The following is a 22,862-nucleotide window of genomic DNA, read 5'->3' as shown; positions in this document are numbered from 1 at the left end:
TTGTTTAAGCTTACTTTATTTTTTTATGAAAGAATTGATGTTAAATCGTCAAAATTCATGAGGAGACCAACAGGACCAACGGCAGCTAATGTTGGAGTAGAATTGATAAAAAGACGATGCGCTAAATCAGTTAATCTTGCAGGAGTAATGAGATCTAAACGTTCAATTACTTCTGATATAGGAATAGGTCGACCATAAAGGAGCATTTGACGAGCAATGAGATGTGCTTGATTACATGGACTTTCCTGCGATATTGTAAGGTTAGCACGATATTGCGTTTGTGCGCGTTGAAGTTCATTGGGATGAATATTTTTGCTTATCTGAGAGAGTTCATCAAGAATAACCGAGAGAAGTTCTTTTTGTCCTTTTTGTCCAGTGGCGGCATGAATGCCAAAAAGTCCGATATCTGAAAAACTCCAATGAAAAGCATAAACAGAATAGCATAATCCACGTTTTTCTCTTGCTTCTTGGAAAAGACGTGATGACATACCACCGCCAAGAATAATGGAAAGAATTTGGGCAGCATAAAAGTCACGTGCATGATAAGCACGTCCTTCAAAACCTAGAACAATTTGTGTATCCATTAAATCGCGATGTTCACGAAAATCGCCTCCAACATAATTTGCAAGATTAATGAGAGATGCTGTTGAATGAGGGCGAAAAGTACTAAAACGACTTTCTACTTCTCGTAAGAAATTTTCATGCTCTACAGCTCCTGCTGCTACGATGATCATACGGTCTGCACTGTATTGTTTATTCATAAAATTATGAAGATCAGCAGATGTAAAGGATTGAATTGTTTTAGGTGTTCCTAAAATAGAGCGACCAAGTGATTGATGACGAAAGGCAGTTTCAGTAAAGTGATCAAAGACAATGTCATCGGGAACATCATGAGCAGCACCAATTTCTTGAAGAATAACTTTTTTTTCTCGTTCTAATTCTTCTTCATCAAATTTTGAGTACATCAAAATATCGGCCAAAATATCAATAGCAAGTGGAATATCGCCTTTGAGTACGCGAGCAAAATAGGCTGTTGTTTCAGTACTGGTAGTGGCGTTGATTTCTCCACCGACATCTTCAATATCTGTTGCAATTTGAAAAGCTGTACGATTTTCTGTTCCTTTGAAAGCCATATGTTCAAGAAGATGTGCAATACCATGTTGTGTGAGAGTTTCATTACGTGAGCCAACTCTAATCCATATTCCAAGTACTACACTATCAATATGTTGCATTGTGTGTGTGGCGATAGTCAAACCATTACGAAGGCGACTGATATCTACACCCATGTGTTCACGACTCCATTAAATAGGGCCAATCCCCTATTTAAAAGGGCATTGGAATATTGCTGATTTCAATTAATGCAACTATCTACAATAAGATGCACGCGATTTTAAAAAAATATAATCTTTGACTATTTTTTCATCATTATCAAGACTTATAAAATGTTCTTCACGTTCCATTAAATTGTTGAGACGAGAAGGCCATAAAGCATGAAGTCCACAGGCATTTTTAATGGCTTCAGGAAATTTAGCAGGATGAGCAGTAGCAAGGACAATCATGGGAATGTGTGGCTGCTTGTTTTCCCGCGCGACTTTAAGTGCAACAGCGGTATGTGGATCAACGAGATAGCCGTTTTCTTTATAAACGCTGTCAATTGTTTTTGCTGTCTCAGCTATGTTACTTTTCCCAGCAGAAAAGAGAGAAGATATATTTTTGAGCTGTTTTTCATTAAGATTAAAATATCCTGATTTTTTTAGACTTTCCATTGCGTTGCGAATCCATAATGGATCACGATTACTACTTTCAAACAGTAAGCGTTCAAAATTAGAAGAGATTTGAATATCCATAGAAGGTGATGTTGTGTAGGTTATAGGTTTTGTCTCATAAATGCCGTTTTCCAATGTGCGTACGAGAATGTCATTATCATTTGTTGCAATGACGAGTTTGGCGATAGGTAATCCCATCTGTGCAGCGACATAACCTGCAAAAATATCACCGAAGTTTCCAGTAGGAACAGTAAATGAGACAGCTCTATCAGGAGCTCCTAGAGAAAGTGCAGATGAAAAATAATAAACAATTTGCGCCATGATACGCGCCCAATTTATCGAATTAACTCCTGAAAGTGCTTTTTTTTGACGGAAAGTATGATCATTGAACATTGCTTTAACAAGTGCTTGGCAATCATCAAAATTTCCTTCAATGGCGATGGCATGAGTATTTTTATTTTGATCGGTTGTCATTTGTCTCTGTTGAATCGGCGATATGCGTCCTTTAGGAAATAAAATAAAGATGTCAGAATATTCTCTTCCAGCAAAGGCTTGTATTGCAGCACCACCTGTATCACCTGATGTGGCAGCAATAATCGTTGCGCGTTTCTGTTTTTTAGTCAGAACATAATTCATCAGTCGAGAAAGAAGCTGCATTGCTATATCTTTAAATGCTAAAGTAGGACCGTGAAAAAGCTCAAGAATAAATTCATTTGTTCCAGTTTGCAGTAACGGACAGATCGCTGGATGATGAAAGGTAGCGTAAGATTCAGCAATCATATTTTCAAAAGCCGTGTATTCAATTTCATTATTCACGAAGGGCCAAAGAAGTGTTTTAGCAATTGTTATATAGGATTGACCACGAAGTGCTCGTAATGCATCAAATGATAATTGAGGAAATTTTTCTGGAAGATACAATCCTCCATCATTAGCCAGCCCAGTCATGATAGTTTCTGTAAAACCTAAAGCAGGAGCCTCACCTCTCGTGCTAATATATTTCATACAATTTTTCCTTCGTTTATTTTGCAAGTTGGTATGGTTATTTATTTCATGTTTTTAATAATATTTAAATATTAAGTGAAGGAAAATTTGTTTGCCTCTTCTTAACTCTGTAATAAAAAGAAATAATCATAACTTTTCCTTTTTGAAATATAAACATTAAATTCTCACAGAAATTTCAATCACATTGAAGAAATGTTTTTTTGTTATTCGTTTAGGTAATTTTATAAGCTGTATTCATTTATGCAATTTCCTAAATGATGAGATCAATATACAGAACGATATTTTCTAAAGGCCTTTCGCGCAAAACCTCAATTATTGCACTCTTATCCTTTAATAACAATTGAATTCTATATAATGCTTAGATGATATAGTTTGAATGTATATTGAAAGATTCATAAGGTGATTTCATGGTGTTTTGTGTGTAAGTCTATATATAGAGTAATCTTTATTTCTAAGTTAGCGGTTTTTATATTAATAGGGATATATTAATACTCTAAAGTATTATTTATCATGAGTAAAGTTTATCATAGAAAGCACAAAAAATAGCCTGCCTCTCAAAGAGACAGACTGTAAGATACTAATTTTAAAATAGAAATAAGTAAAGAAAGAACTTTTGAATAGTCTATTTTTTAACTTTACCTATTGCCCATCCAATTATCCCAGTGAAAATAGCCATAATGGTTCCGGTGATAAATCCAAAACCTAAAGCTCCCACTGTAGAAAAAAATCCCAGCGTAATAGGCTCAAATACGTTTTCAATTTTTCCTTCAAGAATAGATTCATTTTTTGCTTCAGAAGTAAAATTTGGTACAGCAAAGAGAGAAGTTATATTGGCAACTTTCTTTTTTCCTTGTTCCATGACAGAAGCAGCAATACTCTCTCTTTGAGAGTGATTTTTCAAATAATTTGCATGAACATTTATAACTTGTGAAAAAAAGAAAACTGCTGCTATTAAAATATTTAATGAATTATTTTTTAATATTTTTATCATAATATTTCCTAAAATAAATTATATTATTAAAATAAAACAAATATACCATTTAAATATAACAATTAACATTATATTTTAAATGCAAATATATTTATTATTGTAAAGTAATTTGCTTTTTATAATGGATATTTAATAAATATAAATTTTTATTCTTTACTAAAACGGTTTATTGTTATGAAACTTTAATTCAATGAGATGATTTGATAATAATTACTATTTTACTTATTAACCATCCTAAGAGCATGCTTACGGCAGATGATGCATATCCAACTGCCATTCCAATTCCAAAAGTTCCTATTGTAACGGGTTCAAGTACTTTTTCGATTTTTCCTTTAGCAAGAGCGTTATTTTCTGTTCCCAGATTTAAGTTTGGAATATGAAAAGAAACTATATTGACTGCTTTATTTCTGTCTACTATGCAATCAATAATTTCCTCTTTTTGAGGAGAGTTTCTTAAGTTATTTGCGTTAGCATTCACAACTTGTGAAAGAAAAAACACCATCACTATGAAAATATTTAATATGTAATTTTTAAACATTTTTGTCATAATTTTACCTCAAATACTTTCTACCCTTAACAACAGATAAATTTGTCAGTGTTATCTATGAAGAATGTGTAGGGTAGAATAGTTTATTACTTATTTAAGTTTGCTTCATTATGATCATTCCTTATGGATAATAAATACATAGTGAAGCTATTTTTTGGATTTTTGGAGTAAGTTTTTACTTAAAGATTATTACAAGATCTTTTATCCACCCTATGATTGAGGTGATAAAGCTTGCTACATATCCTGCAGCTAAGAATCCAATTCCTATCGTCATTGGTTCAAGAACTTTTTCAACTTTTCCCTCAAGAGCAGTTTCATTGATTGTTCTATAACTTACAGCTGGAATATATGAAGCGCTTGTACCAGCTATTTTAGATGTTGTGTCTTTCACATATTCCATTACGTAATCAGTAACTTCCTTTTGAGAAATGTCTGTTAAGTGATTTGCATGAACATTTACAATTTGTGAAAGAAAAAAAGCAGCTGCTATAAAAGTATTGCATGTGTATTTTCTAAATATTCTAATCATAATTTTACCTCAAATATTTTTTTTATTTTAATAGATAAGTATACCTGAAGATGCTTGTTTATCATACCGCAATAAAACACAAAGCGTTCTTACAGATCTCTTTATCTATTGTTATATACTACATTATGAATTTATAGTCAACAATAAAAAATATGTATTGTGTATTTTTAGTTTAAATTATATACAAAATTATAAATTTTATTTTATTTTTTATAAGTATGATATGAATTTTATTGAATAAATTATATATATTAAAATTATTATAATTTAACAAAAAGACTAATTTAAAAAAATAGCTATATAAGTTTATAAGGAGTAATAAATTTGTTCTTATAATTTGTATTTTTAAATATTTTTTTTGGCTAAAAATTAAGAACAGCCTGAATTGCATGAGCATATTTTACTATTAAGATTATAATAATATTATATGATTAATAATTTTAATTATCATCTTTTATAGATGATGATGTAAGTTTATTTAAAAATAATTTAGAAAAAATTGCTAGAGTATTTTTATTATCTAACATATTGTAAGAAATGAATTTAAGAACTGTAAAGGTCTAATTTTAAAATGGGTTATTAAAATCCAGATAGATTCTTGAATAAAGCATTGGTTTTGTTAGGAAAGCTTTATTTATAATGACTGGTTTTTGTAGGTTATCTAATTTAAAGACTATATTTAGATTTTATCTGATTGCTTTACTTATTTATTTTTCATTATTGTTTAAATAAGCATGCTTCATTCTCAATAGTATCAATGTTGTAGATTGTTTAGAGATGAAGAAAGATGTAGAATTATTATTCACAATAAGCAGAATGTAAATTGGTTAGAGATAAAGATTTTATGAGTTATTACAATGATACACATGGGTTATTTATCATACTAAATCTATGTAGTTCCATCCTAGTCCTTATATAGATACGTTTTAATCAAAATAAAATCATATTGATAAAAATGTACTAAGAGAATTTATGAATTAAGGTGCATTCAGGAGATCTTTTATGATAAATCTTGCCAGACTGCCATTGCCTCTAAGACTTCTCCTAAATCAACATGTTTGGCGATAACTGTTTCAGCACCAGCTTCAGCAAGTGCATTAGAGTGACCAAGATAACTGTGTGATCCTCCAGTAAAGCCGATGACACGCATACCGGCTGCTATTGCAGCATGTACACCATGTAGTGAATCTTCTATAACGATAGTGTTTTCTGGTTTTGCATGTAATTGTTGTGCGGCAAAAAGAAAAACATCAGGAGCTGGTTTCGTTTTTTTCGTTCCAACTTCAGGAGCAGAAAATATTTTACCATTAAAAAGGTCGTAAAGATTAACAGCAGTGAGCATCTCTTTTATATTTATGCTTCTTGCGTTAGAGCAGATACAATAAGGATAGCGAGTTTGAATGATTTCCACTGCTTTTCTTACGCCATCAATGGCACGTAATTCAGTTTTTATTTGTGAACGAAAAAGATCTGACATTTGCTCTATGAGCTGAGCAGAAATTGGTTTTTCTGTTTCCTGTTCAACTTGTTTAAGAATATCACGAAAGATAAGTCCCGCATAACGCTTACTTAATTCTTCAGGTGCTATTTCATATCCTGTTTGTTTCAGTAATTGAGATCCAATTTTTGCTGCAAGATATTCAGAATCTACCAGAACGCCATCACAATCAAAAATGATGAGATCTATTTGAGGCATGAGATATTCCTTTACATATTATTATTTTAAAGCTTGAAAACTTTTATAAAAATGCCATTGAGAGGACCTTATTTCATAAAAAGGTGCGTTGAAAGTGATTCTTATTCATTCGATAAAATGCAAAATATGAGAATAGTACATTGAAGGAAAGAAAAATAGCGATTTGTCAGTATGAAATTCCGTTACTTTTCTTGAAAGAGTAAAAATAAATATCAATTTTGCAAAAGTTTAACGATACGTTTACTCTATTTTGTAAATATGAACGAATAATGCGGGCCTATAAACCATTTTGGTTGATTATAGGGCAAATTTAGTTCATTTTGTTGGGTTTTTCATGACAGTTATTCATCTTCAAAAAGATTTCATTCGTACTTCCTCACAGATGCCATGGCGCAATAAAATTTTCAAAGGAGATTGTGTTGCAGTACTGGAAAAACTTCCAAAACATTCTGTTGATGTGATTTTTGCGGATCCTCCTTATAATTTGCAATTGGATGGGGCACTCTACCGTCCAGATCATTCACTTGTTGATGCAGTTGATGATGCATGGGATCAGTTTGAGAGTTTTGCTGCTTATGATGCTTTTACGCGTGCATGGTTGCTTGCGTGTCGTCGTGTATTAAAACCCAATGGGACGCTTTGGGTTATAGGATCTTACCATAATATTTTTCGTGTTGGTACGGCATTACAAGATTTAGGTTTTTGGGTACTTAATGATATTATTTGGCGTAAAAATAACCCCATGCCTAATTTTCGAGGGCGTCGCTTTCAAAATGCTCATGAGACACTTATTTGGGCTGTCCGAGATCAAAAGGATAAAAAATATACGTTTAATTATGATGCTTTAAAAGCTGCCAATGAAGATTTACAAATGCGTTCAGATTGGCTTTTTCCTCTTTGTACTGGTACTGAACGTTTAAAAGATGAAGCAGGGCGTAAATTGCATCCAACACAAAAGCCACAAGCTTTATTAGCCCGTATTATTATGGCGTCTAGTAAGCCTGGAGATGTCATTCTTGATCCATTCTTTGGTTCGGGGACGACAGGCGCTGTTGCTAAACTTTTGGGACGTGATTTTGTAGGAATTGAACGCGAACAAGATTATATTGATGCGGCATGTGAAAGGATTGCAGCGGTTAAACCTTTAGATAAACCAGAATTGGCGATTTTGGATAGAAAAAAAGCAGAACCACGTGTAGCATTTAACAATTTGCTTGAAGCGGGTTTACTCTACCCTGGAGAAGTTCTTTATGATCGCAAAAAGCAAGTATCTGCTATTGTAAGGGCTGATGGTACGATCATGCATGGCGGTGAGGCTGGTTCTATTCATGCAATGGGGCGAAAAGCGCAAGATTCGCAAAGCTGTAATGGTTGGACCTTTTGGTATTATCAGGAAAATGGGAGGTTGAAGCCTATAGATAATTTAAGAATGATCATACGTTCACAGATGTTAAAAACAGGCATTGTGTGAACTAAACGGACAGTATCATTTATATTTTTAGCTCTTAATTTATATTGATATGACTTATAAAAGAGGCGTATTTGCTTTTTTTGTAAAACACTTTTTGTATATAGCTTAATTCTGTTTGTAATCTGCAAGCAGAGAATTTTTTCTGATATATCATGGGCGGATTTTAAATGAGAAAAGTTTACAGTGCAGCTTTTCTTTAAGTTACACAATCATGGATTATTATTTATAAATCGATGCTTCTTATAAAATGACATGACATATTGAACCCAAAACTTCATTTTCAAAGTGGTTAAGAATTATTTTAGTTCAAAGGAATCGGGAACTGCTATAGCAATGGCTTTTTTTATAACAGTAGGAAGTGCTTCTTCGCCAAGGTGCTGAATGTCACACCACCAGCCATTTTTCTGATTCATACCGTGAACAGTCGTGGTATAGTAAACGTCGAGTTTCAGAGAAAAGTGGGTAAAAACATGTATAATTTGTCCTTTAAATTGCCAGTTGGCAGAGAAAGGAGCATTTTGGAGCCCGTTTTCGTTATTTATTCCTATATTGTTAGGAATTTGGGTCATTCCACCGAGAAGCTTTTTGCCTTGTCGTTTTTCCAGATATATTTGTCGATTTTTATTCAGTACAACAAAAGCAACACCAGTTTTTGTAGGACGTTCTTTTTTAGGTGCTTTAACTGGAAAAGATTCAGTTTTTTGCATCTTTTCTGCTTGGCACAAAGTTTGAAGAGGACAAATGTAACAAGATGGTTTACGTGGTGTACAAATGGCTGCTCCCAGATCCATCATTGCTTGAGCAAAATCGCCAGGACGATTTAAAGCAGTAATTTCTTGTGTTTTTTCTTTGATTTCAGCTTTTGCTTTTGGCAGTATTGAAGCGATAGCAAAAAGGCGGGTGACTACACGTTCGACATTACTATCAACAACAGCGATAGGCTGGTTAAAAGCAATTGCAGCAATGGCTGCGGCAGTGTAATCTCCAATACCAGATAGGGCGCGCAATGCTTTTACAGATTGCGGAAATTGTCCTGCATAGTTTTCAACAAGCTGCCTCGCACATTTTCTAAGATTGCGTGCACGTGAGTAATAACCAAGACCAGCCCATGCTTTCATGATATCATCTTGTGAGGCTGTTGCTAAAGAAGAAAGATCAGGCCACAGTTTCATAAATTTTTGAAAATAAGGTTTTACAGCTTCAACAGTTGTTTGTTGAAGCATGATTTCAGAAAGCCAAACGCGATAAGGATCAGGACGGATACCTCGTGCTTGTTCTTCAGGGGTAATACGCCATGGTAAATGTCGATGTTTTTGATCGTACCAAGAGAGGAGGCGCGAAGAAATTTCATGCATGATTGTTTTCCATCACAGGGAGATATAAAATGCAAAAGAAAAAAGCATTTGTTTTGCAATCCATGGTTTATTTTTGTCACTTTATTATTAAAGATTTTGGCTAGACAATAATTGAGCTTTATTGATCTTTGATGAGGTATTTTGAGAAGTGGCGTTTAGATGAAAAAAACTATTATAATTGAATACATGGCTGAAGAATGATTGAGGAAAATGAACAAACAATTTAAAAAGCGTCATTTTTATTCTCTTTCTGAGACGGTGTCTAAAATGCTTGATCCAGTTTTACGTAAACGGACAGGGCTTAATGTAGCACTTATAGAGCATTGGCCACAAATTGTAGGCTATGATATTAGTGAACATACAATGCCGCTTAAAATTATTTGGAAATATAGTGCTATACAAGATGAAATTTTTCAACCTGCAACACTTGTTGTGGCATGTGAAGGATTTGCTGCCTTAAAATTAATGCATGAAACAGAGGAATTACTCCATAGAATTAATGTTTTTTTTGGTTATGTGGCGATTGATCGTATCAAGATTGAGCAAGGATCTGTCTCTATTCCCACAAATCATTTGCTGATGAGGCAAGAACCCAGTGAAAAAGACAAAAAACACATAGAAAAAATGCTTAAGGAAGTTAAAAATAACAATCTACGCCAATCACTTTATAAACTTGGCTGTTGCATTTTCGCAGAAAAAAATAATAAATAACAAGATATTTTATATATTCTCCTTTATTATATGAAAGAAAGTGGGATTCTTATTCGTTTAATAACAACAGAAAAGTATTATTTATGCTAAAGTATCGTTCTTTTTTGTCTTTCGGGGTAATTTTTTTCTTAATGGCAACTGCGCAAATCAGTGTAACTTCTGTTTTTGCTAGTAATGCTAAACTGGTTTCAACTGTTGATATGGTAGGGGTTCTTCAGTCAGGAAAAGTGAAGGATCGGTTTGAAGGAGAGGAGGATGCGCCAGTAACAATTGTTGAGTATGCTTCGCTAACTTGTATTCATTGTGCGAGTTTTTATAATGATGTACTTCCTCAAATTCGTAAAAAATATATAAAAACGGGAAAAGTAAGGTTTATTTTTCGAGAATATGCGTTTGATCCTCGAGCAACAGCAGGTTTTATGTTGGCACGCTGTGCACCTGAAGATCGCTATTTTCCTTTGATAGAAGTTTTATTTCAAAAACAGTCTGAGTGGGTTTGGGGAAGAGATGCTCTGACACCGTTAAAGAAAATTGGCTTAATGGCAGGTTTTACAGAGGAGAGTTTTACTTCTTGTCTAAAAAATCAGACCCTTTTGGATGAAGTGAACGCTTCTTTTGAGCGTGGTAAAGAGCTTGGTGTTACAGCAACACCTACTTTCTTTATTAATGGTAATAAGTATGAAGGTGTCATGTCAGTAGAAAATTTCTCTTCGGTAATTGACGGTTTTCTTAAAAATTAAGTTTTTTCTACATGAAAATGGGGTTTGATAGTTGTAGTCATTGCCCTTTTGAAAGGGTGGGGGGTATTTATTAAAGCAATATTTTTTGGATTACTGTTGATCGAATCATTGTTTTTGGTGGTTAAGTGGGATCACATGATATTTTGATGTTTATATAAGAGGAATTGTGCGATGGCAAAATGGGTTTATAGTTTTGGGGATGGCCGTGCGGAAGGAAGTGCAAGCAAGCGCAATCTTCTCGGTGGCAAAGGGGCGAATTTGGCGGAAATGAGTAATCTTGGTTTGCCTGTACCTCCTGGTTTCACTCTTACAACGGAAGTTTGTAATTTTTATTATACACATAAAAAATCATATCCAGAAGAATTACAAGAAGTTGTCAAGCAAGCACTAAAACGTATTGGTGAACAAACAGGACGTGAATTTGGCAATGAAAAAAGGCCTCTTTTACTTTCTGTTCGCTCAGGTGCTAGGGCTTCTATGCCAGGAATGATGGATACAGTGCTCAATCTTGGTATGAATGATGCGACTGTAAAAGCAATTGCCTTACAAACCAGTAATGAACGTTTTGCTTATGATAGTTACCGTCGTTTTATTCAAATGTATTCTAATGTTGTTTTAGGATTGGACCATTCGTATTTTGAAGAGATTCTTGACGAATCGAAAGCGCGCAATGGTTATAGTATTGATACAGAAATGACGGCAGATGATTGGAAAGCTATTATTGTTTCTTATAAGACATATGTAGAAGAAAAATTAGGGAAGCCTTTTCCGCAAGATCCTGAACAACAATTGTGGGGGGCAATTGGAGCAGTTTTTTCCAGTTGGATGACAGCACGTGCCGTGACTTACCGCCGTTTACATAATATTCCGGAAAGTTGGGGAACAGCAGTTAATGTGCAAGCGATGGTTTTTGGCAATATGGGGGATGATTCAGCAACAGGTGTTGCTTTTACACGCAATCCATCAACAGGGAAAAAAGAGCTTTATGGTGAATTTCTATTAGATGCACAGGGTGAAGATGTTGTAGCGGGCATTCGAACTCCTCAAAATATCACAGAAGATGCGCGTATTATTGCTGGTTCAAATAAGCCATCTTTGGAAAAAGTTATGCCGGAAGCTTTTTTAAAGCTATGTCAGATCGCACAGAAGCTTGAACAGCATTATAAGGATATGCAAGACCTTGAATTTACCATTGAAAAAGGTAAATTATGGATGTTGCAAACGCGTTCAGGAAAACGTACGGCTCGTGCGGCACTAAAGATGGCGACTGAAATGGTTGAAGAGGGTTTGATAAGCCCTGAAGAGGCGGTGATGCGCATTGATGCAAAATCGCTTGACCAACTTCTTCATCCCACCCTTGATCCTAAAGCAGAACGTTTTGTTGTTGCACGTGGTTTACCTGCTTCTCCAGGAGCGGCAACGGGAGAAATTGTTTTTACTTCGGAAGAGGCAGAAAATGTGTCAGCAGAAGGCCGCAAAGTTATTTTGGTTCGTGTAGAAACAAGCCCGGAAGATATTCATGGGATGCATGCTGCAGAAGGAATTTTAACTACGCGTGGTGGTATGACGAGCCATGCCGCTGTTGTGGCGCGTGGTATGGGAAAGCCGTGTATTTCTGGGGCTGGTAGTATAAGGATTGATTATAATACAGATACAATGTTTGTTTCAGGGCAAAGTTTTAAAAAGGGTGATATCATCACGATTGATGGTGGAAGCGGAGAAGTTTTAAAAGGGAAGGTTGCCATGTTACAACCAGAGCTTTGTGGAGATTTTGCAAAGTTAATGGAATGGGCTGATGAAATGCGGCGGATAAGAGTTCGCGCTAATGCTGAAACGCCCTCTGATGCACGTATGGGGCGTTCCTTTGGAGCTGAGGGTATTGGACTTTGCCGTACGGAACATATGTTTTTTTCTGGTGAACGTATCGTTGCTATGCGTGAAATGATTTTAAGCAATGATGAAAGTGGTCGTCGTAAAGCATTGGATAAACTTTTGCCAATGCAGCGATCAGATTTTGTCGAATTGTTTGAAATTATGTATGGTTTGCCTGTTACTATTCGCTTACTAGATCCACCACTACATGAATTTTTACCAAAAACCGATGCAGAAATTCTTGAAGTTGCAACAGCTATGAGAGTTTCTCCTGAAGTGCTTGCTGAACGTGCACAACAATTGCACGAGTTTAATCCTATGCTTGGATTACGCGGATGCCGTTTGGCTATTACTTATCCAGAAATTGCAGAAATGCAAGCACGAGCAATTTTTGAAGCAGCAGCAGAAGCTGCTCAAAAATCAGGCTCTCCTGTTATGCTTGAAATTATGGTACCACTTGTTGCACTTAAATCTGAACTTGATTTTGTAAAAGCTCGTATTGATCATGTGGCTGTTGAGGTGATGAAGGAAAAGGGAAGCAATATCCACTACATGGTTGGGACGATGATTGAACTTCCAAGAGCAGCACTTCGAGCAGATGAAATTGCAGAGACTGCAGAATTTTTTTCATTTGGAACAAATGATTTGACACAAACCACTTTTGGTATTTCTCGTGATGATGCCGCACCTTTTTTGGAAACCTATTTTCAAAAAGGGCTTTTAGAACAAGACCCTTTTGTATCCATTGATCGTGATGGAGTAGGGGAACTTATTGCACTTTCGGCACAGCGTGGTCGTTCACGGCGTGCAAAAATAAAATTGGGAATTTGCGGTGAACATGGTGGCGATCCTGCTTCTATTGCTTTGTGTGAAGAAAATGCTCTCGATTATGTTTCGTGTTCTCCTTTTCGAGTACCAATTGCACGTTTAGCAGCAGCACAGGCTACAATAGCTAAAAGAATATAATGGATTAATATTTTTAATTGTATAGTGACTGTCATACGCCGAAATAAATTATTACAGCTTCTTTATTTTTGTATGAAGGAGAAAAGCTATTTCTAAGATACGCTATAAGTGGTATGTCATGAAAGGAAAGTATATTTTTGATAAGTCTATAGCAATAAAAGGTGAATAATCATTATAGACACGCTTCTAGTGTGTGCTTTTTTAGTAATGTTAAAAAAAAGGCACACTTTTACAAAGAACAGCTTGCTCGTTGCATAGCTAAATCATAAATTTATAGTAATATTTCAACTGGATTTAATACTCTTCTCATTATATTATCTAATGGGTAGTGTACATAAAATTCTTTGTGTACTGCCATATTTACGCTTATGAAGGTATAAATTTAAATTGTTACTCTATTTGCCAACTTTTAAGGTTGCTATTGCTTTTATACTAGACTGTTTCATAAGGTATTTTATGCTTTTCTTAAATGTTTTTTAATGCTGAACTGAAGGCTTTAAAATAAAAGAATGTTTCTGTATGTAGGGGTTCTTATGCAAATTGCAAAAAGAATAATTATTAAATCAATATACTAACCTAAATATACAGAATAAATTGTACATATTCTTTATTTTCTTTTCTAAAAGGTAAAAAAGTCTAGGATGCGTTATGAGTTTATGTATGGGAAAAAGAAGAGTGCCTTTGATATATTTATAAAAAAACTATACGGAAGAGAAGAAGAGTACATTATCGCTCTGTTGTGAGTGTTTGCTTGAGAAAACATATGTTTGTCTTCAATTCAACAAACCAACTTCACGCATTTTCACCAAAACCATACGATCAATCTTACCTGTTATAGGAAGATCAAACATTTTTTGAAATTGTTTTAAAGCTTCTCTTGTCTTTTTATCTTCTACACCTGTGACGATAACTTCCTGATTACCAAAAATGCGTAAAGCTTTTTGTACTTGTATAATATCTGCCGCAGGAGAATTTAAAACAGGTTTTGTTGAGTGTGGTATATCTTTTGTTTCATTTGCGTTTTCCATTTCACTTTGTTGAATTAATATTGCAATTTCATCTGTTATAGTACTGGGTGAAATACTATTTTGCATCTCTTGTGCAGTTTGTTGTCTCCAGAGTGTTATGGCGCGACGTGTTTTAGGACCCTCTATTCCATCTAAAGGACCATCATAAAGTCCTAGTTTTGCCAATTTATTTTGCATTTTCAGTGTATTTTCTGACAGAGAATGCGATGATGAGTTTTTATGAAGTTGGTTTGAAGAAGGCATAGAAGGCATATGATAAACTGCGCGAAGTTTTGCTTTTTTTTCAGATAAAGTCGAATTTTTCTCTATTTCTGGAACAAATGTAAATTTCATTTTAGTAAAGCTACCCTGTTGCATTGTCATTTGCGAAAATAAAGCATTAAATGAAACAAATACAAAACTAATGGCAAAGAGAAAGAATCCAACGAAAAAAAGAGTATTTTTACGTGTATAAAAATAAAGTTTTTTTGCTACCCAAAAAAGAAAACGAATGTTCATAAGAAAAAAGCTTATAACAATACTGCTATAGTATTTACGCTTTTTCACGTTTTTTATTCTACACGTCTTTCTTCTTTTTGTCATTATTTTTATTTTTTATTCCAATTATGATTGTTTCTTACATAGAAGCGAATATGAATTATTTTCATGCCCAACGAGAAGGAGATGCATATTTATCCCTACTCTTTCCTTATAAATTAAAAAAATGAATGAGTGTGTCATATAAATTTATAAGCTGATAAATAAACAATACTCCTCATCAAATTTTTTAATTTTATATTTTATAGCATTGTTAATAGGTGTAAAAAGAATTTCAAATTTTGCGATAGCATTTTTTACACTTAATAAATTGTTTCGTCACATATCGTCATCAAATTAATAAAGTGCCATGTTATTTTCTCATTTTTTATGCAATATATCTGGCAGTATTTGAGATTAAGTTAAAATAACTTGCCTATCACATTACGGAACTGATAACAGTATATATCTCTTTCAAATACCTCATGCGTATAGAGGTTATATCCTTATAGAATGGTGTCATGAACATAATTTTCCTCTAATACCATACATATTTTAGCATAAATACTCCTTACGTATATTCGATAAATTTTATAGATATTAACACGTGTAGCGTTAAAAATATCTATAGGTTCCTTTTTCACTTTGATAGTTTTATAATGGTGCTTTTTTATAAAACAGAAAATTGTAATGTGTGACAAGAGAGCACCATCGTATTCTTTGTTAGCTTGCAGTGTTGTGATATCCTTTACATTTGAGAGTATTCATAAGAGGCATTTTATTTCTTAAAGCGTTATGATCCATATGTTCGTCATCTTTGCGCATCAGAAAAGAAAAAGATTGCTTTAATACAGGAGGTTTTAAAATAAGAGGATATGACCGTGTTAGAGGCTTACATTCAATATACGGAATAATAAATTATTATTATAAATCAAAATATTATATTGTATTATAATTCTCATATATCATAGTTATAACGCATTGTTTTTTGTTGCTATACATTTAGCTATAATTATATAATGAAAGTATAAGCTTGCAGATTTTAAAAGCTCTTTTTTTATCTGTACAATTTTGATGTTCACTTTTAAATAAATAAATAAAGAATGCCGCTCATTTTGCACAAGCTCCATCATCAATGATATAAATTTGCTAAACAAATGCTCAATTTTATAAAATGGTAATTTTATAAATTTTTTATAAAGAAGAAAGGTATAGATTGTTGTTTTTGCTTCATTTATAATTTCGGTACATTGGCTTCTTATGATACGTTTTTTAATCAAATTATTATTTCTTTTATTTTTTGTTTTTGTCATCATTTCATTTTTTGTAGCAAAACCAAGTAATAATGAAACCTCTTCTCAAAGAAATAATGAGGCAACAACGAGTGAACTGATTATGGCTTTTAGGCAAGCTTTAAATGATTTAGGAAAATTCTGTGACCGTAATATAGAAGCCTGCAAAGTTAGCAAGTCATTTTTAAGCTCACTTGGCGAGCGTGCATATGATGGTGCACGAGCAGCTTATGAGTATTTTGGGCGTATATTGGATGACAAGAAGATGGCAGCTCCCTCAAATGTCATTCCCAAGACAGGCACACAACAATCCACACAGAAACATAAAGCATTACCTTGAAATAAGATTTTTAGCATTCATCATTGGTGCTAAGCTAAGAAGAATAAGTTTTATCTGTAAAATAATTACATTCAATATAATTAGCAAAATAGGGCAGGATTAATATTATGGCAGAAACGATTGATGAGATTATAGAAAATTTTTCTCTTTTAGATAATTGGGAAGATCGTTATCGTTACGTGATTGAACTTGGACATGAATTGCCACCTTTCCCTGAAAGTGCTCGAAATGAAGCACATAAAGTGCCTGGTTGTGTTAGCCAAGTATGGCTTTTATCTTCACGTAATCATGCAGAAAATCCAACAATAACATTTCAAGGGGATTCTGATGCACACATTGTGCGTGGGCTTATCTATATTCTTCTTGCCTTTTATTCTGGAAAAAAAGCCTCTGAAATCCGCAACGCTGATGCTGAGAAACTCTTTAAAACACTTGGTTTAAATGACAACCTTACACCACAACGCTCAAATGGTCTTAAATCGATGATTGAACGAATTCGTAAAGAAAGTTATCTATAGAATTAACGTTCCATAACAAAAAATATGCAAAAACTTCACAAAAAACACATCTACAAAAAGATATTTTTACAAACCTTAAATACCCACTTGTTTTAAAAATACAATTATTTATTTTTCTTCCGTTTGCTTTTGCGCCCAAGTCCCATTTCTTTTGCTAAAGCTGAACGTGCCTTTGCATAATTAGGCGCAACCATAGGATAAGAACTGTCTAACTGCCACTTTTCACGATATTCTTCTGGCAACATTCCATAATGTGTCATGAGATGACGTTTTAAAGACTTAAACTTTTTTCCATCTTCAAGGCAAATGAGATAATCCGGAAAAATCGAACGTTTTGGGTTAACAGCAGGCCTTTGCTTTTCAACTTCGCTTTCTGTTAATTCTACATTCCCCGCTTTACGAAAAGCGGCATGGACATCAGCAATCAAACTTGGTACTTCAGTCGGTCGGATAGAATTATTACTTACGTAGGCAGCAACAATATCAGCAACCAATGTAATAACTAAATTGCTTTCAGTCTCTAAGACTGGACGATGTTCCATTCTTGTTTCCTTTAATTTAGAATCGAGTAATTTAAAATCGAGATACAGCACATATACTCACGATACAGAGATCTCATGCACATGAGTTTCATATTGTACAAAAATCTTTTTTGTCAATTCAATTATTCTATAAAATTGCCAAAACACAAAAAAATCAAATAAATACCTCTTTTTAGTCATAATATCCGGTAAGAAGAACCAACTTATTGGATATTAAAATATAGTTTTATTCTATAAAATTCACGTATAAAACAAATTCTCTCATAGATTTTTTAAATATATATAACAAATTTATTTGTTATATAGAAAATTTAGAAATAAAATATTAATTTATCTTCTAAAGAATTAATATTTTATTTTCAAAGTTAAATATTTCTTATAAAATCTCTTTTTTAAGACTAAAAAAAAGATTAATTGATTTTTAATATTCAAAAATATGATGAAGAAAATAAAATATTGCAATGATTTCACTATATAAAAAAATAAAAATATCACAAAATAATAAATTACTAGTCACATAGCATAAAAAGGTCTTTTCTTTTTCTAATATTTGTATACAATTCCAAAACAGAACTTAACTTATATATATCAAAAAGTCAGTTTTACTATTTAAAAAAAATTCAATTTTGCTATCAAATAGCCTTATTTTTTAGCGTATCGCTTCTATAAAAATGGTCTCTGTGATATAATAACAGAAATATAGTGTATAATTGTAAAAACTATTACAGCTCTTCTCTCTTTGTTGTTAAGTAGAAATTATGCAAAGACATACTTGCATATATGTTGTGATTCTAACATATCAATGAAATTCTTAATATCTTTATATGTAGGATTGTGTATGACCTGCTCTTTTGTACTTCCTCCTAAAGCTTCAAAAATTGTTTATCAAGAAATGCATCATGGTATTTATCGTGATGATTCTTATCATTGGTTACGTGCATCTAATTGGCAAGATGTTTTAAAAAAAACTAGCTGTCTTGACGCAAATATTAGACATCACCTCGAAAAGGAAAATGCTTATCAGGCAGCTCAGATGGCTGATACAAAATCATTACAAGATTTACTTTTCGCTGAAATGAAAAGCCGTATTCAAGAGAATGATAGTTCCGTTCCTATAAAAAATGGGCCTTTTGCTTACGGATTCTCTTATATTACTGGAGGTCAGCAACCACATTATTTTCGTACACCAAGGAATGGTGGAGAGAAAAGCGTCTATCTTAATGGAGATGCTTTAGCTGAAGGTAAAGAATATTTTAATTTTGGCTCAGTTCAAGAATCTCCTGACCATACACATGTTGTTTGGACCTATGATGATAAAGGATCAGAATTTTACACGGCTAGAATTCGTAATTTAGAAACATTGTCTGACCATATAGACGTGGTTACTGATACATCCGGACAGATTGTTTGGGATGCTAAATCTGAAGGTTTTTTTTATACGAAGATGGATGAAAACCACCGACCTTCAGAGCTTTATTATCACCAATTGAACACAAACCAATCGGAAGATAAGCTTATTTTCTGTGAAGATAATCCAGGATTTTTCTTACATGTAAGTGGTTCTAAGCTTAACGACGTTATTTATATTAATATTCATGATCATGAAACCTCAGAGATTTGGTTGATTTCCGCTAAAGAACCTCTTTCTGTTCCTCAATGTATACGGAAAAGACAAAAAGGTATTGAATATTACCTTACAGAAGGTGGTGATGTCTTTTATATTTTGACCAATTTAGATAAAGCAAAAGATTTTAAGATTATGGTAGCACCAACGACATCTCCGCAATCAGAAAATTGGTCTGAACTTATACCACATCAACTTGGATGTCTGATATTATCTCATGATGCTTATCAAGATTTTCTTATCTGGCTTGAACGTTTTGAAGGGCTTCCTCGGATAAAAATTATGGAGCGTACTACGAAACAAATTCACTCCATTGCTTTTACTGAAGAGGCTTATGCGTTAAGTTTACAAGGAGCGGCAGAATATAACAGTCAAACCATTCGCTTTTCCTACTCGTCTATGACAACACCTGATCAAGTGTTTGACTATGAGATGAAAAATCGCAAACGAATGCTTTTGAAAACGCAAATCATTCCCTCTGGGCATAATCAAGATGAGTATATAACACGACGCATTAAAGCGATAGCAGATGATGGGGAAGAAGTTCCTATTTCTCTCGTTTATCATAAAACAACAGCTCTTAATGGTAGTGCACCTTGTTTGCTTTATGGTTATGGTGCTTATGGTATTTCCATCCCAGCTAGTTTTAATAGCAATGTACTTTCTTTGGTGAATAGAGGTTTTATTTATGCTATTGCCCATATTCGTGGAGGAAAAGAAAAGGGAGTTGAATGGTATGAGAAAGGAAAACACTCTTTTAAACATAATACATTTACAGATTTTATTGCTTGTGGACGTTATCTTGTAAATAATAACTTCACTTCTCACGACCGGCTTATTGCTCATGGTGGTTCGGCAGGGGGGATGTTGATGGGGGCTATTGCTAATATAGCTCCACAGGATTTTGCTGGAATTGTAGCGAATGTACCTTTTGTTGATGTTTTAACAACTATGTTAGACGCTTCGCTGCCATTAACTCCCCCTGAGTGGCCAGAATGGGGAAATCCTCTTGAATCAGAAGAGGATTATAAGCTTATTGCTTCCTATTCACCTTATGATAATGTTAAAGCGCAAAAATATCCTCCTATACTTGCAATTGCAGGATTAACTGATCCTCGTGTAACCTACTGGGAACCTGCGAAATGGGTGGCAAAATTAAGAGATTTAAAAACGGACGATAATGCGATTTTATTACGTATTAATATGGATTCAGGCCATGCAGGAGCGGCGGGACGTTTTTCAAAGCTAGAAGAAATCGCATATATTTACGCATATATTCTAAAAATAGCGGGAAAAAACCATTGTTAATCAAGCATTTTTATCTTTATGAAAGACTTTATAATTTTGAGTTTATGAAGCCTTTCATAAAGCATTGAACATTAAAGTTTAAAATTCACAATCTTCATAAAGTTTCAAAACATAGTCCCAATTAATGAGATGATCTACAAAAGCCTCAAGATATTTCGGACGCGCATTGCGGTAGTCAATATAATAAGAATGCTCCCATACATCAACACCCAAAATAGGCCAGGCACCATGAACTAAAGGATTTTCACCATTAGGTGTTTTCATAATTTCAAGCTTACCATTTTTAAAAGCAACCCATGCCCATCCAGAAGCAAATTGGGAAATGCCAGCTGCAATAAAATCAGCGCGGAATTTGTCATATCCACCTAGATCTGCTTCAATAGCTTTTGCTAACTTTTCAGGAAGTTTCTGTCCACCTCCACCTTTTTTCATCCAAAGCCAAAAATGGTTATGGTTGTAATATTGCGCTGCATTATTAAACAATCCAATATTTTTTCCAAAACTTTTTTTTACGATATCTTCCAGACTTTCATTTTCTAAGCCTAAATCTTTCATAAAATTATTGGTATTGGTAAGATAAGCGAGGTGATGTTTATCATGATGATATTCAAGCGTTTCGCGTGACATATAAGGCGAAAGGGCATCATAATCATACGGCAATGGGGCCAATTCAAAAGCCATTTAAAAATCTCCTTGATTCTAATTACTTAAGCTCACTCCACAAATTTAATTTGCCATTTACAGCATCTAAAAGCAAATGTTGAATAGCTACTTAAGTTAAAATTTTGATGACGATCTCTTCATAAAAGTGTTTCTTAGCATACACGCTTGAACAAGAAAAATATCATTAATTTATAAAGACTGCTTTTGAAAAATTTTCCATTTTTGGACTAACAAAAATCAATGATCATTTTAAATCATAGTATGCCATGCTTATTGTTTTTCTTGAAAATATCTAAACACCACATAAAATATTTTCTATCCTACTCATATGCTTATAGAATTGCCTTTATTACAGTATTTTGCGAACGAAATCTTAGCATTTATTTGGGGCAGCTACTATAGAATTTAGAAACTTTTATAAGTTCGATAGCATTTGATAATTGATATTAATCTCAAATGCGCTTGTCTATGATCAACTAACTATTTGTCACGTATTATACTCAATGTTTAAGTGGAGAAAGATGCGTTATTGTACGATTGCACAACAAAAAATCGAAAATACGATTAAAACATAATTAAAACGACAAAAAATGATTAACAAACAGAGCTTCTCTGTTTTCCTGCTTTATTTCAAAGAGCTTGGGTTTGAGTACATTAAGAAAAGAGTCTAAGATAATCATAAATACATCAGTCAAGTACAAAATTTGTATTTTTTTCTGCCATAAAATGAATAAGAAAATTATAAAAATACAAAATAACTGATGGATTATAGCTGTTTCTTGTATTAAAATAAAAGCCAATAATTAGGTTTCTGTGATGAATTTTGCATCAATGCAAAAGGGATATGATTTTAAAATTTTATGCTAAAAAAGTAAAAGCTTTGATTTTCAGATATTGCGCACATTCACAGGAATCGCTATAAGGTGCAAAAATATTGTGAGTGTGTTTTTCTTTTGGGGTATAGCCAAGCGGTAAGGCACCGGTTTTTGGTACCGGCATTCCCTGGTTCGAATCCAGGTACCCCAGCCATACTTTAATGAAATCAGTCAAGACACAGTTTTGCTTGAGAGTGAATTAAACCTCTTAATAATTTATTACTGTTAGTACCAGTCGGTAAATTGAGAAATATCCATCTGTAGGGCGTTGTTCTCAATGTGGTGAGTTTTTCTTTTACAATTGCTATTGTTCAAATAGTCTTTTTAAAAGTTTTTTTCATAAGCATAGGGTTTAAAATGACTTATGCGCACTTGCTTTATGGAACTATTCGGATGGGGCTTGTGTTCTATAGCAAGATTTGCGGGTGATTTTTCTCATTCCGCCATCTGTGTTGCGTCGGACAGCATAACAGTGATGCTGGTCGGGGAATACATGTTGCTGCATGTCGC

At 33.7% G+C, this 22,862-nt stretch carries 17 protein-coding genes and 1 tRNA gene; 8 read left to right on the top strand and 10 right to left on the bottom strand.

Annotated features, from left to right (window positions below):
• Positions 1 to 23: 23 nt before the first annotated feature.
• The 6 genes from ABD909_RS05815 to ABD909_RS05790 all read right to left on the bottom strand — a co-directional run bounded on the left by ABD909_RS05815 (position 24) and on the right by ABD909_RS05790 (position 6,531).
• Complete coding sequence (locus tag ABD909_RS05815) at positions 24 to 1,286, bottom strand: M16 family metallopeptidase (protein ID WP_345097014.1); 1,263 nt, start codon at positions 1,284 to 1,286, stop codon at positions 24 to 26.
• A 78-nt stretch (positions 1,287 to 1,364) separates the two neighbouring features.
• Positions 1,365 to 2,768, bottom strand: a complete 1,404-nt coding sequence (gene thrC, locus ABD909_RS05810) for a threonine synthase (protein ID WP_345097013.1) — start codon at positions 2,766 to 2,768, stop codon at positions 1,365 to 1,367.
• Between the two features lie 622 nt (positions 2,769 to 3,390).
• A complete protein-coding gene (locus ABD909_RS05805) occupies positions 3,391 to 3,759 on the bottom strand; it encodes a hypothetical protein (RefSeq protein WP_345097012.1) in 369 nt (122 codons plus the stop codon).
• A 187-nt stretch (positions 3,760 to 3,946) separates the two neighbouring features.
• The gene (locus ABD909_RS05800) at positions 3,947 to 4,306 is read right to left on the bottom strand and encodes a hypothetical protein (RefSeq protein WP_345097011.1); all 360 of its coding nucleotides are present in this window, start codon (positions 4,304 to 4,306) and stop codon (positions 3,947 to 3,949) included.
• 175 nt (positions 4,307 to 4,481) lie between these two features.
• Positions 4,482 to 4,835 carry a hypothetical protein gene (locus ABD909_RS05795; protein WP_345097010.1) on the bottom strand — a complete coding sequence of 118 codons (354 nt, stop codon included), beginning with the start codon at positions 4,833 to 4,835 and terminating at the stop codon, positions 4,482 to 4,484.
• A gap of 1,000 nt (positions 4,836 to 5,835) precedes the next feature.
• Entirely contained in the window at positions 5,836 to 6,531 is a 696-nt protein-coding gene (locus ABD909_RS05790; RefSeq protein ID WP_345097009.1) for an HAD family hydrolase, read from the bottom strand.
• A gap of 382 nt (positions 6,532 to 6,913) precedes the next feature.
• Between ABD909_RS05790 and ABD909_RS05785 the strand changes: the two genes are divergently transcribed.
• On the top strand, positions 6,914 to 8,002 hold the full coding sequence (locus ABD909_RS05785) for a site-specific DNA-methyltransferase (RefSeq protein WP_425547951.1): 1,089 nt from the start codon (positions 6,914 to 6,916) through the stop codon (positions 8,000 to 8,002).
• 296 nt (positions 8,003 to 8,298) lie between these two features.
• On the opposite strand, the gene mutY is transcribed toward ABD909_RS05785, so the two are convergent.
• Entirely contained in the window at positions 8,299 to 9,357 is a 1,059-nt protein-coding gene (gene mutY / locus ABD909_RS05780) for an A/G-specific adenine glycosylase (protein ID WP_345097007.1), read from the bottom strand.
• A 210-nt stretch (positions 9,358 to 9,567) separates the two neighbouring features.
• Here mutY and ABD909_RS05775 point away from each other — a divergent pair, with 210 nt between their 5' ends.
• From ABD909_RS05775 to ppdK, 3 genes are all read left to right on the top strand, one after another.
• Positions 9,568 to 10,068, top strand: coding sequence for a DUF721 domain-containing protein (locus tag ABD909_RS05775; protein ID WP_345097006.1), 501 nt, complete (start codon positions 9,568 to 9,570; stop codon positions 10,066 to 10,068).
• Positions 10,069 to 10,151: 83 nt separating this feature from the next.
• Complete coding sequence (locus tag ABD909_RS05770) at positions 10,152 to 10,808, top strand: DsbA family protein (protein ID WP_345097005.1); 657 nt, start codon at positions 10,152 to 10,154, stop codon at positions 10,806 to 10,808.
• Between the two features lie 171 nt (positions 10,809 to 10,979).
• The gene (gene ppdK / locus ABD909_RS05765) at positions 10,980 to 13,646 is read left to right on the top strand and encodes a pyruvate, phosphate dikinase (RefSeq protein WP_345097004.1); all 2,667 of its coding nucleotides are present in this window, start codon (positions 10,980 to 10,982) and stop codon (positions 13,644 to 13,646) included.
• A 773-nt stretch (positions 13,647 to 14,419) separates the two neighbouring features.
• Here ppdK and ABD909_RS05760 read toward each other — a convergent pair.
• Entirely contained in the window at positions 14,420 to 15,256 is an 837-nt protein-coding gene (locus ABD909_RS05760) for a peptidoglycan-binding domain-containing protein (protein ID WP_345097003.1), read from the bottom strand.
• A gap of 1,194 nt (positions 15,257 to 16,450) precedes the next feature.
• Here ABD909_RS05760 and ABD909_RS05755 point away from each other — a divergent pair.
• Both ABD909_RS05755 and ABD909_RS05750 read left to right on the top strand, forming a co-directional pair.
• The gene (locus ABD909_RS05755; protein ID WP_345097002.1) at positions 16,451 to 16,822 is read left to right on the top strand and encodes a DUF5330 domain-containing protein; all 372 of its coding nucleotides are present in this window, start codon (positions 16,451 to 16,453) and stop codon (positions 16,820 to 16,822) included.
• A gap of 107 nt (positions 16,823 to 16,929) precedes the next feature.
• Positions 16,930 to 17,340, top strand: coding sequence for a SufE family protein (locus ABD909_RS05750; protein ID WP_345097001.1), 411 nt, complete (start codon positions 16,930 to 16,932; stop codon positions 17,338 to 17,340).
• 104 nt (positions 17,341 to 17,444) lie between these two features.
• Here the strand turns inward: ABD909_RS05750 and ABD909_RS05745 are convergent, their stop codons facing one another.
• Positions 17,445 to 17,882, bottom strand: coding sequence for a Ros/MucR family transcriptional regulator (locus ABD909_RS05745; RefSeq protein WP_345097000.1), 438 nt, complete (start codon positions 17,880 to 17,882; stop codon positions 17,445 to 17,447).
• Positions 17,883 to 18,720: 838 nt separating this feature from the next.
• Here ABD909_RS05745 and ABD909_RS05740 point away from each other — a divergent pair.
• Positions 18,721 to 20,814 carry a S9 family peptidase gene (locus tag ABD909_RS05740; protein ID WP_345096999.1) on the top strand — a complete coding sequence of 698 codons (2,094 nt, stop codon included), beginning with the start codon at positions 18,721 to 18,723 and terminating at the stop codon, positions 20,812 to 20,814.
• A gap of 78 nt (positions 20,815 to 20,892) precedes the next feature.
• Here the strand turns inward: ABD909_RS05740 and ABD909_RS05735 are convergent, their stop codons facing one another.
• On the bottom strand, positions 20,893 to 21,495 hold the full coding sequence (locus tag ABD909_RS05735; protein ID WP_345096998.1) for a superoxide dismutase: 603 nt from the start codon (positions 21,493 to 21,495) through the stop codon (positions 20,893 to 20,895).
• A 936-nt stretch (positions 21,496 to 22,431) separates the two neighbouring features.
• On the opposite strand from ABD909_RS05735, the gene ABD909_RS05730 reads away from it, so the two are divergent.
• Positions 22,432 to 22,506 (top strand) — tRNA-Gln (locus ABD909_RS05730).
• The last annotated feature ends 356 nt before the right edge of the window (positions 22,507 to 22,862 follow it).

The organism is Bartonella acomydis (assembly GCF_039543025.1).
In the GTDB taxonomy this organism is placed as follows: Bacteria; Pseudomonadota; Alphaproteobacteria; order Rhizobiales; family Rhizobiaceae; genus Bartonella; species Bartonella acomydis.
Note: the sequence above shows the minus strand (reverse complement) of the source record. Positions and strands in the feature narration are given on the sequence as shown.

Excerpts from the sequence above, each read along its gene's own strand:
- ABD909_RS05815 (WP_345097014.1), bottom strand. The coding sequence starts at position 1,286 with ATGGGTGTAGATATCAGTCGCCTTCGTAATGGTTTGACTATCGCCACA.
- thrC (WP_345097013.1), bottom strand. The coding sequence starts at position 2,768 with ATGAAATATATTAGCACGAGAGGTGAGGCTCCTGCTTTAGGTTTTACA.
- ABD909_RS05805 (WP_345097012.1), bottom strand. The coding sequence starts at position 3,759 with ATGATAAAAATATTAAAAAATAATTCATTAAATATTTTAATAGCAGCA.
- ABD909_RS05800 (WP_345097011.1), bottom strand. The coding sequence starts at position 4,306 with ATGACAAAAATGTTTAAAAATTACATATTAAATATTTTCATAGTGATG.
- ABD909_RS05795 (WP_345097010.1), bottom strand. The coding sequence starts at position 4,835 with ATGATTAGAATATTTAGAAAATACACATGCAATACTTTTATAGCAGCT.
- ABD909_RS05790 (WP_345097009.1), bottom strand. The coding sequence starts at position 6,531 with ATGCCTCAAATAGATCTCATCATTTTTGATTGTGATGGCGTTCTGGTA.
- ABD909_RS05785 (WP_425547951.1), top strand. The coding sequence starts at position 6,914 with ATGCCATGGCGCAATAAAATTTTCAAAGGAGATTGTGTTGCAGTACTG.
- mutY (WP_345097007.1), bottom strand. The coding sequence starts at position 9,357 with ATGCATGAAATTTCTTCGCGCCTCCTCTCTTGGTACGATCAAAAACAT.
- ABD909_RS05775 (WP_345097006.1), top strand. The coding sequence starts at position 9,568 with ATGAACAAACAATTTAAAAAGCGTCATTTTTATTCTCTTTCTGAGACG.
- ABD909_RS05770 (WP_345097005.1), top strand. The coding sequence starts at position 10,152 with ATGCTAAAGTATCGTTCTTTTTTGTCTTTCGGGGTAATTTTTTTCTTA.
- ppdK (WP_345097004.1), top strand. The coding sequence starts at position 10,980 with ATGGCAAAATGGGTTTATAGTTTTGGGGATGGCCGTGCGGAAGGAAGT.
- ABD909_RS05760 (WP_345097003.1), bottom strand. The coding sequence starts at position 15,256 with ATGACAAAAAGAAGAAAGACGTGTAGAATAAAAAACGTGAAAAAGCGT.
- ABD909_RS05755 (WP_345097002.1), top strand. The coding sequence starts at position 16,451 with ATGATACGTTTTTTAATCAAATTATTATTTCTTTTATTTTTTGTTTTT.
- ABD909_RS05750 (WP_345097001.1), top strand. The coding sequence starts at position 16,930 with ATGGCAGAAACGATTGATGAGATTATAGAAAATTTTTCTCTTTTAGAT.
- ABD909_RS05745 (WP_345097000.1), bottom strand. The coding sequence starts at position 17,882 with ATGGAACATCGTCCAGTCTTAGAGACTGAAAGCAATTTAGTTATTACA.
- ABD909_RS05740 (WP_345096999.1), top strand. The coding sequence starts at position 18,721 with ATGACCTGCTCTTTTGTACTTCCTCCTAAAGCTTCAAAAATTGTTTAT.
- ABD909_RS05735 (WP_345096998.1), bottom strand. The coding sequence starts at position 21,495 with ATGGCTTTTGAATTGGCCCCATTGCCGTATGATTATGATGCCCTTTCG.